Origin of the sequence: Pseudomonas morbosilactucae (assembly GCF_023241665.1) — a bacterium.
GTDB lineage: Bacteria > Pseudomonadota > Gammaproteobacteria > Pseudomonadales > Pseudomonadaceae > Aquipseudomonas > Aquipseudomonas morbosilactucae.
Window position 1 is genome coordinate 13,044 of sequence record NZ_JALQCX010000003.1, and the last position, 15,670, is coordinate 28,713.

The 15,670-nt window shown below is 67.2% G+C and carries 7 protein-coding genes; all 7 read left to right on the forward strand.

Features of this window, described 5'->3' with window-relative positions; all coding sequences use genetic code 11:
• The first annotated feature begins 4 nt into the window (after positions 1-4).
• Positions 5-541 carry a hypothetical protein gene (locus M1B35_RS00565; RefSeq protein ID WP_268260908.1) on the forward strand — a complete coding sequence of 179 codons (537 nt, stop codon included), beginning with the start codon at positions 5-7 and terminating at the stop codon, positions 539-541.
• Between the two features lie 122 nt (positions 542-663).
• The gene (locus M1B35_RS00570; protein WP_268260909.1) at positions 664-3,903 is read left to right on the forward strand and encodes a beta-propeller fold lactonase family protein; all 3,240 of its coding nucleotides are present in this window, start codon (positions 664-666) and stop codon (positions 3,901-3,903) included.
• Entirely contained in the window at positions 3,840-9,467 is a 5,628-nt protein-coding gene (locus M1B35_RS00575; RefSeq protein ID WP_268260910.1) for a putative Ig domain-containing protein, read from the forward strand. The genes M1B35_RS00570 and M1B35_RS00575 overlap by 64 nt, the downstream gene beginning before the upstream one ends.
• Before the next feature lie 149 nt (positions 9,468-9,616).
• Positions 9,617-11,305 carry a TolC family protein gene (locus M1B35_RS00580; protein WP_268260911.1) on the forward strand — a complete coding sequence of 563 codons (1,689 nt, stop codon included), beginning with the start codon at positions 9,617-9,619 and terminating at the stop codon, positions 11,303-11,305.
• A 63-nt stretch (positions 11,306-11,368) separates the two neighbouring features.
• Positions 11,369-12,172, forward strand: coding sequence for an efflux RND transporter periplasmic adaptor subunit (locus M1B35_RS00585; RefSeq protein ID WP_268260912.1), 804 nt, complete (start codon positions 11,369-11,371; stop codon positions 12,170-12,172).
• Entirely contained in the window at positions 12,169-13,509 is a 1,341-nt protein-coding gene (locus M1B35_RS00590) for an efflux RND transporter periplasmic adaptor subunit (protein WP_268260913.1), read from the forward strand. Before M1B35_RS00585 ends, M1B35_RS00590 begins: the two co-directional genes overlap by 4 nt.
• Positions 13,506-15,623, forward strand: coding sequence for an HlyD family efflux transporter periplasmic adaptor subunit (locus M1B35_RS32010; protein ID WP_268260914.1), 2,118 nt, complete (start codon positions 13,506-13,508; stop codon positions 15,621-15,623). The genes M1B35_RS00590 and M1B35_RS32010 overlap by 4 nt, the downstream gene beginning before the upstream one ends.
• Positions 15,624-15,670: the final 47 nt, after the last annotated feature.

A 15,670-nucleotide genomic window follows, 5' to 3' on the forward strand; every position in this document is an offset into this window, starting at 1 on the left:
CGCCATGACTGCGCCCACTCGCTCCAACCGCCCGCGCCTTTCGACCCTGGCCCTGGCCCTCGAACCACGGATGATGTTCGATGCGGCGGCAGTCGCCACCGGCGCCGAAACCGCGGCCCAGGCCGAAGCCCAGCAAACCGGCAACCAGGCGCCGACCCTCAGCGCCGACGCCAGCCACGCCACCTATACGGTGGGCCAGTCGGACGCCACCGGGGTCGAGGTGTTCAAGAACACCAGCGCCTCGACCGTGGACAGCGGCCAGGCCTTCGACACCCTGGTGATCACCGTGGACAGCAGCAACAGCCAGGAAGCCCTGGTGATTGATGGCAAGACCATCCAGCTGACCAGCGAACTCAGTGGCGTCACCGAAAATAACGCTTACTCCTATCAGGTCAGCACGTCGGGCGGCCAGACCACGGTGTCGCTCTTCCTCTCCTCGTCCGACGCCAACAGCGCCGCCGACCTCAAGACGCTGGTCGACGGCATCCGCTACAAGGCCCTGGACACCAGCATCGACAGCGCGCGCGGACCATCACCCTGAGCAGCCTCAAGGACGACGGCGGCACCGCCGATGGCGGTACAGACACCACCGCGCTCAACCTCAGCTCCAGCATCAACCTGGTCAACGACACCAACCGCCCGCCGGTGCTGGTGGACGCCGGGGTGCCCGACCTGGCCCAGGCGCAAAACATCAAGGACCTGGGCACCAGCAAGGAAGTGGTGTACTCCGCCGACGGCAAGCACCTGTATGCCGCCGGCGCCAACGGCACCCTGGTGACCTTCGCCGTGGACGAACACGGCAACCTGACCACCGAACAGGTGCTGAAGAACGTCACCGACCTGGGCACCCTCAACGACCTGACCCTGAGCGCCGACGGCAAGTCGCTGTACGCCTTGTCCGGCAGCAAGATCATCACCCTCAATGTCGCCGGCGACGGCCAGCTCAGCTACGCCGCCAGCACCTCCGCCGGTGGCAACCTGATCAGCCTGGCACTGTCCGAGGACGGCAAGCAGCTCTATGTCACCAACCAGTACGACGGCCTGGCGGTGTTCGAACGCAACACCGAGACCGGGGCCCTGGGCACCACCGCCGTGCAGCGCCTCAATGAAGGCGCCCTGGGCGGGGGCCGTTCGCGCACCGTGCTCAGCGTGGGCGACTACGTGTACGTGGTCTCCAACACCAGCGTGGTGACCCTGGAACGGGGCAGCGACGGCAAGCTCACCAAGCTCCTCGACGGCACCCTCAGCGTGGGCATCAGCAGCAGTACGCCGACCACCCTGACCGCCTCCGCCGACGGCCGTTTCGTCTACCTCAGTGACGCCAGCAACGGCGTGATCAAGGTGCTCGAATTGCGTGACAGCAGCGACGGCAAGGAACTGGTGCTGGTGGACAGCACCCTGCTCGGCGGGGTCAGCAGCCTGGCCCTGTCCAGCGACGGCCAGCGCTTGTTCGCCACGTCCAGCAGCGGCGGCACCCTGAGCGTGTACCGGGTCGGCAGCGACGGCCGCCTGACCCTCACCGGCACCCTCAGCGACGTGCCCGGCGCCGTCACCGTCAGTACCTCCCCCGATGGCCAGTCGGTGGTGGTAGGCGGCACCGGCCTGAACCGCTTCAGCGACGTGCAGACCTACATCAGCGGCAGTGACAGCACAGTCGCCAGCGGCGTGACCCTGAGCGACGTCAACCTCGACAAACTCAACGCCGGCCAGGGCAACTACCAGGGCGCCAGCGTCACCCTCGAACGTACCGGTGGTGCCTCCAGCGACGACAGCTTTGGTTTCAAGACCGGCAGCGGCCTGAGCCTGTCCGGCGACAAGGTGCTGAAGAACGGCGTGGAAATCGGCACCTTCAACCAGAGTGGCGGCACCCTCACGATCACCTTCAGCACCCAGCTCACCAGCGCCGAGGCCAATGCCGTGCTGCACCAGGTGACCTACCACAACAGCACCTCGCCCGACGGCACCCTGATCAGCCTGAACCTGGTGGCCAACGACGGCGAACTGAACAGCCAGGCCCTGGTCCTGACCTTGCTGCTGAGCAATAACAGTGCGCCGACCCTGACCACCACCGTGGTCAGCCACACCCCCTACGACACCGCCACGGTGCAGACCCCACTGTTCAGCGACACCGCGGTGAACACCGGTGAAGTCGGGCAAACCATCCTGTCCCTGGACCTCAAGGTCAGCGGCCTGGTAAACCCGGCCAACGAATTCCTGATAGTCGACGGCACCCGCATCGACCTGTCCCAGTCCGGCAGCGGCACCACGGCCAGCGGTTACAGCTACAGCTATGTGCGCGACGGCAGCACTGCCACCCTGCACATCAGCCGCGACAGCGGCATCAGCAGCACCGCCGTGCAGAACCTGGTCAACGGCATCGCCTACGTCAATGACAGCGCCAGCGCGGTCAGCGGCAGCCGCACCTTCACCCTGGCCACCCTGCGCGACGACGGCGGCACCGCCAACGGCAGCAGCGACAGCCGCGACCTGAACATCAGCACCACCCTGGCCATCGCCGTGAACAACGCGCCCCAGGCCCAGGTCGACGTCAGCGTGGACACCAACCTCTACTACTTCAACGGCAGCCTCAGCGGCTACACCGACTACGTCAGCGGCGTGACCCTGTCCAGCGACGGCAAGACCCTGCTGGTGATCGGCAACAGCGGCAGCAACACCAGCGGCATCAGCTACCTGCGGGTCTACAGCCGCGACCCGCTGACCGGCGCCCTGAGCCTGACCCAGAGTTTTACCCAAGGCAGCGTGGACAACCCGGACACGGTGGCCATCGAAGTCAACGGCCTGAACACCATCAGCACCGTCACGGTTTCCGCGGACGGCAGCCTGGTCTACGTGGCCGGCTACAGCACCGCCAACTCGGTGACCAGCGCCAGCCTGCTGCTGTTCAAGCGTGACGCCAACGGCACCCTGACCTTCGATTCGGTGGCGGCCAGCGGCACCAGCGGCCTCAATGCACCGATCAGCGAAATCGTGCTGTCCGCCGACGGTCAATCGCTGTACACCATCAACGGCGTCAACCCCCACGACGTCAGCACCGGCAAGAGCGAAGTGGCGATGTTCAGCCGCGACCCGAACAGCGGCGCCCTGACCTTTATCGGCTCCTATGTCGGCGGCAGCGCGGCCCTGGGGCTCAACGTGCCCACCGGCATCGTGGTGTCCGGCGATGGCCGGTCGGTGTACATCAGCAACGCCAGCAGCGCCATGATCACCGTGCTCTCCCGGGACCCGGCCAGCGGCGTCCTGACCTACGTCAGCGCGATCACCCAGGCCAGCATCGCCGCCAGCGCCGACGCGGCCAACCAGCCCACCGACCTGCGCTACCTGCAGAACCTGCAAGACATCGTGATTTCGCCCGACAACAACTTCGTCTACGTGTCCTCGGGCAGCTACGCCTTTGTCTCGATCTTCCAACGCCAGGCCGACGGCAGCCTCAGCTACGTCGGCTCGGTGGACACCTACAACACTAAATACTCCAACTCCCTGGCCCTGCGGGAAATGGCCCTGTCTGCCGACGGTAAGACCCTGTACGTCAGCACCTACGGCGGCCAGTCGCTGTTGGTGTTCAGCCGCGACCTCAGCACCGGCAAGCTGACCTTCGTCGAGAACCTCAAGGGCAACAAGAACTACAACCACCTGACGGTCAGCAGCGACGGCCTCAACCTGTACACCGGCACCTCCAGCTTCATCAGCGGCCTGGACATCTTCTCGGCCAAGGCAACGGCGACTACAGCGAACAACAGCCGACGGTCTTCGCCGAACACCTGGACTTTTCCGACATCGACCTCGATGCCCTCGACAACTACCAGGGCGCGAGCATCACCGTGGTGCGCAACGGCGGCGCCAACAGCAACGACCTGTTCGGCTTCAGCACCGGCAATGGCCTGAGCCTGGAAGGCGGCCAGATCCTCCTCGACAACCAGCCGATCGCCGAGGTCAGCAACAGCGGCGGCACCCTCAAGGTGACCTTCAGCGCCGAGGTCACACAGGAGCAGGTCAACCAGGTCCTGCATCAGCTCACCTACGCCAACGGCGCCGACAGCCAGCCGGCCCGGGTCGACCTGCAAATCAGCTTCAGCGACGGCAGCAAAAGCGTCAGCAGCGGCCTGACCCTGCTGCTCAACCAAGCCCCGGAGGTTGGCAACCCGGGCTACAGCCTGCCGGCCGCCACCGGCAACAGCCCCTACACCGTGACCCTGCCCAGCGACCTGTTCAGCGACGCCGAGGGCGACAGCCTGACCTGGGACCTCAGCGGCCTGCCCACCGGGCTGAGCTTCGACGCCGCCACCCTGACCCTGTCCGGCACCCCATCAGGGTTGGGTGTGGGCGAGCATCTGCTGACCCTGAGCGTGGTCGACAGCCTGGGCAATGCCACCGAACGACAGATCAGCCTGCAGGTCACCGCCGACCCCAGCCAGGTGCCGAGCCTGGGTGGCGACTCCAGTTCCCTGGAGTACGGCGGCAACACCGATGGCAACGTCCCCGGCAGCGACGGCAGCGTGCTGGCCGGGGCCAAGGACACGGTGGTGTCCGGGGACGGCAAGTACCTCTACGTGGTGAGCATTTCGCCGGACGGCCCGTCCTCGGTGAGCGTCTTCAGCCGCGCCGCCGACGGCAGCCTGACCTGGGTCCAGAGCCTGTCCGACAGTGCCATCGCCGGCCTGGCCGGCGCCCTGAAAGTCGTGGTCAGCGCCGACCAGAAATCCCTCTATGTGATCGGCAGCGACGCCAACAGCCTGCTGGTATTCAGCCGTGACAGCGACAGCGGCCAACTGACCCTGCGCTCGACACTGGCCGGCCCGGCCGACAGCAGCATCACCGCCGTCGCCAGCCACGGCGACCAGGTCTATGTGGCCAGCGGCGACAGCGTGCGGGTCTACCAGCAACAGAGCGACGGCCAACTGACCCTGCTGCGCACCTATCAGGACGGCGTCGGCGGCATCGACGGCCTGCAAGGGGTGCAGCACCTGCTGGTGTCCGCCGACGGTCGCTTCCTGTTTATCGGCGCCTCGGGCGACAACAGCATCGCCACGGCCATGGCCATCAACAACGACGGCAGCCTGACCCTGATCAACACCCTGGTGGGCGGCAGCGCCGACAGCACTTTCTTCATCCAGGCCTTGAGCGTATCGGCCGACGGCAAGACCCTCTACGCCCTGAACAACGATACCCAGCAGACCCTGGAAATCCTCGCCATCGGCGCCGACGGGCGCTTGAGCCTGGTCAGCAGCCTGGCGCTGGACGGCAGCGTCACCGACATCCAGGTGGCCGCCGACGGCAGCGCGGTGTTCGTGATCGGCAGCGAGATTCAGGTGTTCAAACGCGACAGCGGCGGCCAACTGACCCTGCAAGGCAGCTTCGACCGCTGGGACAACCCCTGGGGCATCGGCTTTGCCGACCTCACCAGCGTGTCCCTGAGCCCGGACGGCAAGCAGCTGTACATCAGCGGCTCGGTGGACTGGAACGAAACCTTGCTGGTGCTCAACATCGGCCTGCCGGAAGTCACCTACACCGAAGGCGACGCCGCCATCGCCCTGTTGCCCAGCGGCACCCTGAGCGACCCGCAACTGGATGCGGCCGGCGACTACAACGGCGCCAGCCTGACCATCGGTCGCGACGGCGGCAGCAACGCTGCCGACACCTACGGGTTCATCGCCGACAACGGCCTGACTCTGAGCAACGGGCAGATCTTCAAGAACGGTGTGGCGATCGCCAACTTCGTGGACAACAACGGTGTGCTGACGGTGACCTTTATTGCCGCCACCAGCCCGGCGGATGCGCGCAACGTGCTGCGCCAGATCGCTTACCGCAACAGCAGCCAGGACCCCACCGCCCAGGGCGCCGGGCCGAAGTTCGCGATCCAGCTCAACGACGGCGACAACAACAGCGCCAGCGTGCGGGTCAAGGTCAACCTGGTGGGGGTCAACGATCCGGCGATCCTCGACAGCACCGTGCTCAACCCGACCCTGGCCGAGGACAACGAGTTCGTCAGCCTGTTCAAGGACACGCAGATCGACACCATCGAGGCCGAGCAGAAAATCTGGCACGTGGTGCTGACCCTGGACGCCGCCAACGCCCACGACTTGCTGCGGGTCGGCGGCGACAAGATCGTCCTCGACAGTGCCACCAGCGGCACCGCCCAGACCGCCAGCGGCCTGAGCTACAGCGTGTCCATCAGCGGCGGCGTGACCACCGTGACCCTGTACCTGATGCGTTCCGCCGAGCAGACCGCGGCCCTGATCGACGGCATCGGCTACAACAACAGCGGCAGCGGCCTGAGCGGCACCCGCACCATCGGCCTGAGCATCAATGAATACACCGATGGCCAGAGCGGCGAGACCCGCACCCCCCTGGCCGAGTCGGTCAAGGTCACCCTGACCGGCCCCAGCGAGCCCAACAGCCCACCGGTGCTGGACGGCGGCGCCACTGTGGACTACACCGAGCGCAGCGAACCGGTGCTGATCGCCCCGGGCGTCGTGGTCCAGGACGCGCAGATGGACCGTTTCAACAACGGCCTGGGCAACTACAACGGCGCCACCCTGACCATCACCCTGGGCAGCGGCAGCACCCACCTCGACCACCTGGGCTTCAACGCCGGCAACGGCCTGACCCTCAATGGCACCGCGCTGCAGAAAGACGGCGTGACCATCGGCCAGTTGAGCAACGCCGACGGCGTGCTGAGCATTCGCTTCAACGACGACGCCGGGACCATTCCCACCACCGCCGACGTGCAGAACGCCCTGCGCCAGATCACCTACGCCAACGACAGCCACACCCCGGTCGCCAACGTCGCCATCAGCGTGATCCTTGCCGACCGCAGCCTGGCTTCCAGCACCCTCGACCTGACCATCACCATCACCGCGATCAACGACCTGCCCGTGCTGACCCAGGACCCACTGCTGTCCCAGGGCGACCTGGCGATCCTGCAGAACCTGACCCAGGTCCCGGGGCTGGGAGCCCTGACCCAGGTCAGCCTCTCCACGGACGGGCGCAGCGTCTACGTCAGCGATGGCAGCGGCGCCATCGCCCAACTGTCCCGGGACCCGCTGACCGGCCAACTGAGCTACGTGAAAACCCTGGCTGCCACCGGCCTGGAGTCGATCCAGCAACTGCTGGTGTCCCAGGACGGCAGCCAGGTCTACGCGGTAGGCGGCAGTGGCGAGAACGTCATTGTGGTGCTGCAGCGCGACCCGGCCACCGGAGCCTTGAGTGTCGGCCAGAGCCTGATCAACGAGGACAGCAACAACTATTCGCTGTTCAACCCCATCAGCCTGCAGGAGTCGGCAGACGGCAAGCACCTGTACCTGCTCACCGACAATGGCATCACCGTGCTCAACCGCAGCAACGGCCAGTTGAGCTACCTGGAGAACCTGGGCAACGACGCCTGGTCCGCGCCTTACCAGCACCAACCGGTGGCCCTGGTGGTGGCCGGCGACTATGTGTTCGTGGTCACCGACCCGGCCTCAAGCAACTTCGCCAACACCCTGATCGCCTACAAGCGCGGGGCTGATGGCAGCCTGAGCGTGGCCGGCTATGTGCGCGACACGCAAACCGACAGCGGCGGCAAGACCGTGTCCATGGCCGATCCGAAACACCTGGCGGCCTCCGCCGACGGGCAACTGATCTACGTGGCCGGGACGAATTCGGTGCAGGTGCTGCGCTTCAACGCTGCCGACGGCAGCTTCACCGACCTGGGGATCCTCGCCAGCGGCCTGGGCAACGTCAGCGACATGGCCCTGTCGGCCGACGGCCAGTTGCTCTACGTCAGCAGCAGCGACGGCAGCTTGCAGCGCTACAGCACCGCCAACCAGCAACTGACCCTGGTGGACACCCTGCGCGGCAGCGATGCAGCGGCCCTGGTCAACGCCGGGCAGATCAGCCTCAGCAACGACGGCGGCGTGGTGGTGCTGGGAATCGGCCTGGCCGTGCTGCAAGCCGAGGCCATGGACCCGGTGCAGTACGAATTGGGCGCCGAGCCGGTGCCCTTTGCCGACCACCTGACCCTGTCCGACGCCGAGTTGGACGCGGCCAACAACGGCGCCGGCGACTATCAGGGGGCGAGCATCAGCGTCAGCCGCAGCCCGGTGCCGTCCAGCGACGACCACTTCGGTTTTGTCGATGGCAACGGCATTCGCCTGGTGGACGGCCAGTTGCTGCGCGGCAATGAGGTGATCGGCACCTTCGTCGACAACGGCGGCCAACTGACCCTGACCTTCAGCGCCAGCGTCAGCACCCTGGAAGCCCGCACGATCCTGCGCCAACTGACCTACGCCAACAGCGCCGAGGATGTACCCAGCGTCAGCCTGAGCCTGAGCGTGGTGCTCAATGACGGCCAGGTCGACAGCCCCGCCCAGGCGGTGGCCCTGGACGTGCACGGCGTCGAACCCAACCTGCCACCGGTGGTCAGCCCCGGCAACTATGTGCCGCCGAGCGCGGTGGTCGGCCAGCCGTATCAGGTGGTACTGCCGGCCAACCTGTTCAGCGACCCCAATGGCGACCCGCTGACCCTGAGCCTGGACAACCTGCCCGACGGCCTGAGCTTCGACTCGGCCACCCGCACCCTGTCCGGCACCCTGGAGAGCGTCGGCCGCCTGACCCTGACCCTGGTGGCCACGGATCCGTCGGGGGACAGCGTGTCCCGCGAGCTGACCCTCAACGTCAAGGCTGTCGCCGTGACCAGCAGCGCTGTCGACAGCACCACCCCGGTGGTACCGCGCGACGGCCAGGGTTGGAGCGCCCCAGCCCCTGTGGCCGGGCGCGACCAATCGATGGGCGGCTTTGCCCCGACCCCGGTGTGGAGCAGCCCGCTGTCCAGCGGCAGCGCCAGTACCAGCGCCAACTGGCTGGGCCTGGGCAGCCTCAATGGCCTGCCGGACGATCAGGACCTGAGCGGCCTCAATCGCGGCCTGTCGTCACTGGAGGACTACAGCGGTCGCCTGGTGCGCCTGAACGATGATTCAAGCAGTGGCCTGAGCGCCACCCGCAGCAGCCTCGGCGCCCTGCTGAGCGTCGAGCAAGGCAGCCTGCTGACCCGTTTCCAGTTGCCCGACGGCTTGTTCAGCCACGCCGGCGGACCACTGGAAATCAGCCTGCACCAGGCCAACGGCCAGCCCCTGCCCGGCTGGATTCGCTTCGATGGGCGCAGTGGCCTGATCCAGGTCGAAAGCCGGCAACTGGCGGAACTGCAACGCTTGCAGCTGCGGCTGGTGGCCCGTGATGCCGCCGGGCATCGGGTGGAAATCCCGGTGCGCCTGCAGGTCAGCGAGGATGGCGCCGCCACCCTCCAGGCCAGCCCCGCCGAAGCGCCGGCCAGCGAGAGCCAGGCCGCGAGCCAGGCGGCCCTCGACAGCCATCTGCAAGCCAGTGGCCAGAGCGGCGTGTTGGCGCGCGGCCAGGCACTGTTGCAAGCACTGTTCGGCACGGCCTCGGGCGACGATAAAAACGCCGCCTGAGCCCCCGCCCCGCCTACGCCCGGGTTCATTAAGGATTCTTAATGAACCCGGGATTGCCCGATAGTGAGAATTATTCTTATCTTTGCCGCCACTCGGCCCAGCCACGCCAAGAGGGCGGCCCGCTCCAGCCTTTTTTCAGGGGAATACATGTGATCAAGCAGCAACCGCCCGTCACCGCCAAACGCCTGCCGCTGCGCCTCGCCGTCGGCCTGGCCGCGTTCACCTTGAGTGCCTGCGCGGTGAAGCCGGAACCGGTGAGCCTGGACCAGCAGATGGCCCAGGCCAGCGCCGACCGGGCCTCGATGTTCGACGGCCAGGAGCCGGTGACCCGCCCCATCAGCCTCGAAGAAGCCATGGCCCGGGCGGTCAAGTACAACCTGCAACAACGCCTGGGGCTGATGGAACGCGCCCTGGAAGACAACCTGTTGGACGTACAGAACCTCGACATGCTGCCCAAGCTCGCCGCCCGCGCCGGCTGGCGTGGCCGGGACAACATCTCGGCTTCCTCCAGCCAGTCGATCCGCACCGGCAACCAGTCCCTGGAGCCGTCCACCAGCCAGGACCGCGGCACCCGCAGCGCCGACCTGCAAATGTCCTGGAACGTGCTGGACTTCGGTCTCGGCTACTTCAGTGCCAAGGCCCAGGCCAACAAGAGCCTGGCCGCCGAGGAGCGTCGTCGGCGGATCGTCGCCGACATCATTGCCCAGGTACGCAGCGCCTACTGGGAAGCCGCCACCGCCGAACGCCTGAAGCCGGACGTGCAACGGGCCCTGGTGGAAGCCCGCGGGGCGCTGGCCCATGCCCGGCAGACCGAGCAGCAACGCCTGCTGGCGCCGCTGGACGCCCTGCGTTTCCAGAAAGGCCTGCTGGAAATGGTCCGCCAACTGGAGGCCGTGGACGGTGAACTGGCCAATGCCAAATCCCGCCTGGCGGCGCTGATGAACCTGCCACCGGCCAGCGACTATCGCCTGGTCCTGCCCAGCGAGCAGCAGTTGAACCAGCCGACCCTGGCTTACCGCCTGGATGACCTGGAAGCCATGGCCATGGTCAAGCGTCCGGAAGTGCGTGAAGAGAGCTACCTGGCGCGCAACGCCGTGCTGGAGACCCGCTCCGCCCTGCTGCGCCTGTTGCCCGGGGCTTCGCTGTTCGTCGGCACCAATTACGACAGCAACAGCTACACGGTGAACAACCACTGGGCCGACGCCGGTGTCCAGGTCAGCTGGAACCTGATGAGCGTGCTCTCCTACCCGGCCATCGTCCGCGCTGGCGAAGCCCGCTCGGCCGTCGCCGATGTGCGCCGCCAGGCCCTGCGTATGGCGGTGCTGACCCAGGTCAACGTGGCCTGGCAGCAGTACCAGCAAGCCAGCGTGCTGTTCGACCGTTCCAATGAGTTGCAACGCATCCAGCGCGGCATCCTGACCCAGACCGAAAGCGCGGTGCAAAGCGACGCCCAAACCCTGGTGGAACGGGTGCGTACGCGCACCGAGACCGTGCTTGCCACACGCATTCGCGACCGCAGCTATGCCCAACTGCAGAGCGCCTACGGCGCGGTGTACCAGGCCGCCGGCCTCGACCCGCTGCCCGAGCGCCTGAGTGGCGACAGCATCGCCAGCCTGAGCCAGGCGATCCTCGACAACAGCCTGGCCCTGGCCCAAGGCAAGGCACCGGTGCCGCCCCTGCCCGCCAGCCAGCCGCGCCCTGTCGCCAGTGTGTTCCCGGTGGCCCAACCGTCGCGCCCGGTGAGCGCCCCGGTGCAACAGGTGGACCTGTGGAACAGCCTCGGTTCCCTGCAAGGCGCGCCCCTGCTGCCAGTGGCCGCACCGACCCGCCAACGTTGACCTTCACCCCGGCCGGCCCTGAACGGCCGGGGTTCTGCCGTTATTCCCGAGATCCACTCCAGCATGCCTAGCCTTCGCCTTATCGCCCCGCCCCTGTGCCTGTTGCTGGCCGTCGCCAGCGCCACGGCCCAGGCCGAAGAACCCGCGCCCCTGGCGCCACCGCCCAGCCTGGGCAGCAGCCTGGTGGACAGCCAGCCGCAACTGCGGGTGCAGCTCAGCGCCAGCCGGCGCACGGTGCTGTCCAGCGAACTGTCGGGGAAGATTCTCGAACTCAACGTCAAGGAAGGCGCGAGCTTCACCAAGGGCCAGCGCCTGGTGACCTTCGACTGCGCCGTGCACCGCGCGCAATTGACCCACTCGGTGGCCGCCGAGGCTGCCGCGAGTAAAAAGCTCGAAGTCGCCAAGCGCCTCGACAAGCTGCAATCGATCAGCGTTTCCGACCTGTCCCAGGCCCAGGCCGAAGCCAACATGGCCCGGGCCCAAAGCGGCGTGGGCCAGGTCATGGTGCAGCGCTGCGCGATCAACGCACCGTTTTCCGGGCGGGTGGCCGAACGCAAGGCGCAGCCTGGGGAATACGTGGCCGAAGGCAAAGAGCTGCTGGCGATCTATGACGACAGCGCCTTTGAAGTGGAACTGATCGTACCCTCGCGCTGGATGGCCTGGCTCAAGCCCGGCCACCCGTTCAAGGTGCGCCTGGAAGAAACCGCCGGTGAATACCCCGCCGAAGTCACCCGCCTGGGCTCGGTGATCGACCCCATCAGCCAGTCGATCAAGGTCTTCGCGCGCATCACCAACAACGACCCGCACCTGCTGCCGGGCATGAGCGGCAACGCCCTGTTGACGCCACCCGACGCCCCCCAATCATGAGTGCCGCCCAGCCCCTGCCGGCCAACAATGTGCTGGCCGAGCTGCTGCAACTGGAGCAGCGCCTACGGGCCGCCGCCAGCTTCGAAGAGCTGGGTTTTATCCTGGTCAACGACAGCCGCCTGCTGCTGGACTATCGCCAGGCGCTGCTCTGGCGCTGCGACGAACAGCGCCTGCAAGCCCTGTCCGGCCTGGCCCTGGTGGAGCGCGATGCGCCCTTCAGCACCTGGCTCAACGGCCTGTGCCGGCAATGGCAGGCGGCGGATAACGCGCAGTCGATCAACGCCATCGACAGCCGCGACCTGGCCGCCGCCGACGCGCCGCTGTGGGCCGAACACTTTCCCCGGCTGCTGCTGTGGTTACCGATCAAGGGCCGCGACGGCCAATTGCTGGGGGCCTTGCTGCTGGCCCGGGAGCAAGCCCTGAGCAATGCCCAGCAGCAGTTGCTGACGTTGTGGCTGGACGCTGCCGGGCATGCCTGGCAGGCCTTGCTCAAACCGGCCAGCGGCGCCCTGGGGAGACCCGCCCTGAACCGGCGCAACCTGCTGATCGGCCTGGGCCTGCTCCTGGCCCTGCTGCTGGTGCCGATTCGCCAGTCGGTGCTGGCCCCGGCGGAGATCGTCGCCCTGCACCCCAGCGTGCTGCGCGCACCCATGCAAGGGGTGGTGGAGCGCATCCTGGTGCAGCCCAACCAGGCGGTCAGCGCCGGCCAGGCCCTGGTGCAACTGGACGCCCGCGAACTGCAAAGCCGCCTGGAGGCCTCGCGCCAGGCGTTGTCCATCAGCGACGCCGAGTTCCGCCAGGCCCAGCAGCAAGCCCTCAGCGACGAGCGCAGCAAGGCCAGCCTGGCGGTGTTGCAAGGCCGTCGCGAACAGGCCCTGAGCGACGTCGCCTACCTGCAGGAAAACCTCAAACGCACCCTGATCACGGCACCCCGCGCCGGGGTCGCGGTGTTCGACGACCCCAGCGATTGGATCGGCCGCCCGGTGTCCCTGGGCGAGCGCATCATGTCGGTGGCCGAACCGCAGCAGGCGCAGCTGGAAATCCAATTGCCGGTGGGCGACGCCATCGAGCTGGCGCCCGGTGCCCAGACTTTGCTGTTTCTCAACACCGACCCTTCGGCGCCGCTGCCGGCGACCTTGCAGCGCCTGTCCTATCGCGCCAGCCCCAGCGCCGACGGCAGCATGGCCTATCGCCTCAAGGCCGAGTTCGATGAAACCGACCCACGGATCCGCGTCGGCCTCAAGGGCACGGCCAAGGTCTATGCCGGTCGCGCCAGCCTGATCTACTACCTGCTGCGCCGGCCCCTGGCCACCGCGCGCATCTGGCTGGCCCTGTGAGCGCAGCGCCAAGCCTGCCGGCCCTGCGCCAGGAACTGCTGCTGCACGACGGCCCGCAACACCGCGACGGCTCGCCCTCCTGGACCCTGGAAGACCCGGCCCGGGGGCAGTTCTTTCGCCTGGGCTGGGTCGAGGTGGAGATCCTCGGCCGCTGGGGCCTGGGCCAGCCCGAGGCGATTGCCCAGGCCATCAGCCAGTCCACCACCCTGGAGGTGGAGAAGGACGACGTCGAGCAGTTCAAGGGCTTCCTGCACAGCAACCAGCTGTTGCAGTGCCAGGGCCAGGAGGACAACGCCCGACTGGCGCGGATCGCCGCCGGGCAGAAAACCGGCTGGGGCCGCTGGCTACTGAAAAACTACCTGTTCGTGCGCATCCCACTGCTGCGCCCAGACCGTTTTCTGGAGCGCAGCCTGCCCTGGGTCGAGCCCTTCTACAGCCGGCGCTTTCTCCAGCTGACCCTGGGCGCCGGCCTGCTGGGCCTGTTCCTGGTGGCCCGGCAATGGGACAGTTTCCTGCACACTTTCCTGCACTTCTTCACCCTGGAAGGCGCGGCCCTGGCCGGCCTGACCCTGTTTCTGACCAAGGTCCTGCACGAGCTGGGGCACGCCTACACCTGCAAGCGTTTTGGCGGACGGGTGGCGACCATGGGCGTGGCCCTGCTGGTGATGTGGCCCGTGCTCTACACCGACACTTCGGGGGCCTGGCGCCTGCGCCGACAGCAGCAGCGCCTGGCCATCGGCGCCGCCGGCATGCTCACCGAACTGGCACTGGCGGCCTGGGCCACCCTGCTCTGGAGTTTCTTGCCGGACGGCATGTTGCGCAGCGCAGCGTTCATGCTCGCCACCACCACCTGGATCCTCACCCTGGCGATCAACCTCAGCCCCTTCATGCGCTTTGACGGCTACTTCCTGCTGTCGGACCTGCTGGAGGTGCCGAACCTGCAACAACGGGCCTTCCGCCTGACCCGCTGGCGCGTGCGCGAATGGCTGTTCGCCTTTGACGAGCCGCGCCCGGAGCGCTTCGAACCCTGGCTGGAACGGACATTGGTGGCGTACTCCATCGGCACCTGGATCTACCGCTTCTTCCTGTTCCTGGGGATCGCCCTGCTGGTCTACCACTTCGCCTTCAAGCTGCTGGGCATCGCCCTGTTCGTGGTGGAAATCCTCTACTTCCTGCTGATGCCCATCGTCAACGAACTGCGCGAGTGGTACGCCCGGCGCAAGGACTACCGAATGAATCGCCATAGCCTGAGCACCCTGCTCGTCGTCGCCGGCCTGCTATTGCTGGCGTGCATTCCCTGGAGCGGCAGCGTGCATGCCCCGGCGTTGCTGCGGGCCGAACAGCAGGCCGTGCTGTATGTGCCGGTGGCGGCACGCCTGGAGCGCATCGAGGTGACGCCAGGGCAATCGGTCAAGGCCGGCCAGGCGTTGTTCCGCCTCGACGCCCCGGACCTGCGCCAGGAACTGCAAAGCCTCGACCGGCGGATCCTGACCCTGCAATGGCAGAACAGCTTCCAGGTGCTCAACCGGGAAACCGCGGCCAACCTGCTGGTGGTGCGCCAGGAACTGGCCGCCGCCCAGGAACGCCAGCGCCTGTTGCGCCAGCAGATGCAGCAACTCACGGTGTACGCGGCCTTCGACGGGGTGCTGGCGGACCTGGCCGAACCCCTGGAGCCTGGAGAATGGCTGGCCGCCGGTGAATGGCTGGGCACCTTGGTCGGCACGCAAGGAGCGCGGGTCGAAGCCTTTGTCGAAGAGCAGGACCTGGCACGTCTGGAGCCCGGCAGCCGCGCGCGCTTCTACCCGGAAAGCCTGTCCCGCGCGCCCGTCGACCTGCGCCTGGAAAGCCTCGGGCAAACCGCCGTGCGACGCCTGACCTCGACCCCGGAGCTGGCGTCGGTGTACCAGGGGGCGATTGCCGCGACCCTGGATCACGAACGGGTGCCGCAGCCGGAGAAAGCCCTGTACCGTGCTCTGCTACGCCCGGACCCGAACACCCCGAGCCCGACCCTCAGCCTGCGCGGCACCGTGCTGCTGGAGGGGCAGGCACAAAGCCTGGCGATGCGCGTCTGGCGCAGTGTGCTGGCCATCCTGATTCGCGAATCGGCGTTTTGAGCGGCGCGACCCTCACGCCAACATGAAGCCTTCTTAATGGTTTGGCG

What these genes read in the sequence shown, in the direction of transcription:
- M1B35_RS00565 (WP_268260908.1), top strand. Translation starts at nt 5, where the DNA reads ATGACTGCGCCCACTCGCTCCAACCGCCCGCGCCTTTCGACCCTGGCC.
- M1B35_RS00585 (WP_268260912.1), top strand. Translation starts at nt 11,369, where the DNA reads ATGCCTAGCCTTCGCCTTATCGCCCCGCCCCTGTGCCTGTTGCTGGCC.
- M1B35_RS00590 (WP_268260913.1), top strand. Translation starts at nt 12,169, where the DNA reads ATGAGTGCCGCCCAGCCCCTGCCGGCCAACAATGTGCTGGCCGAGCTG.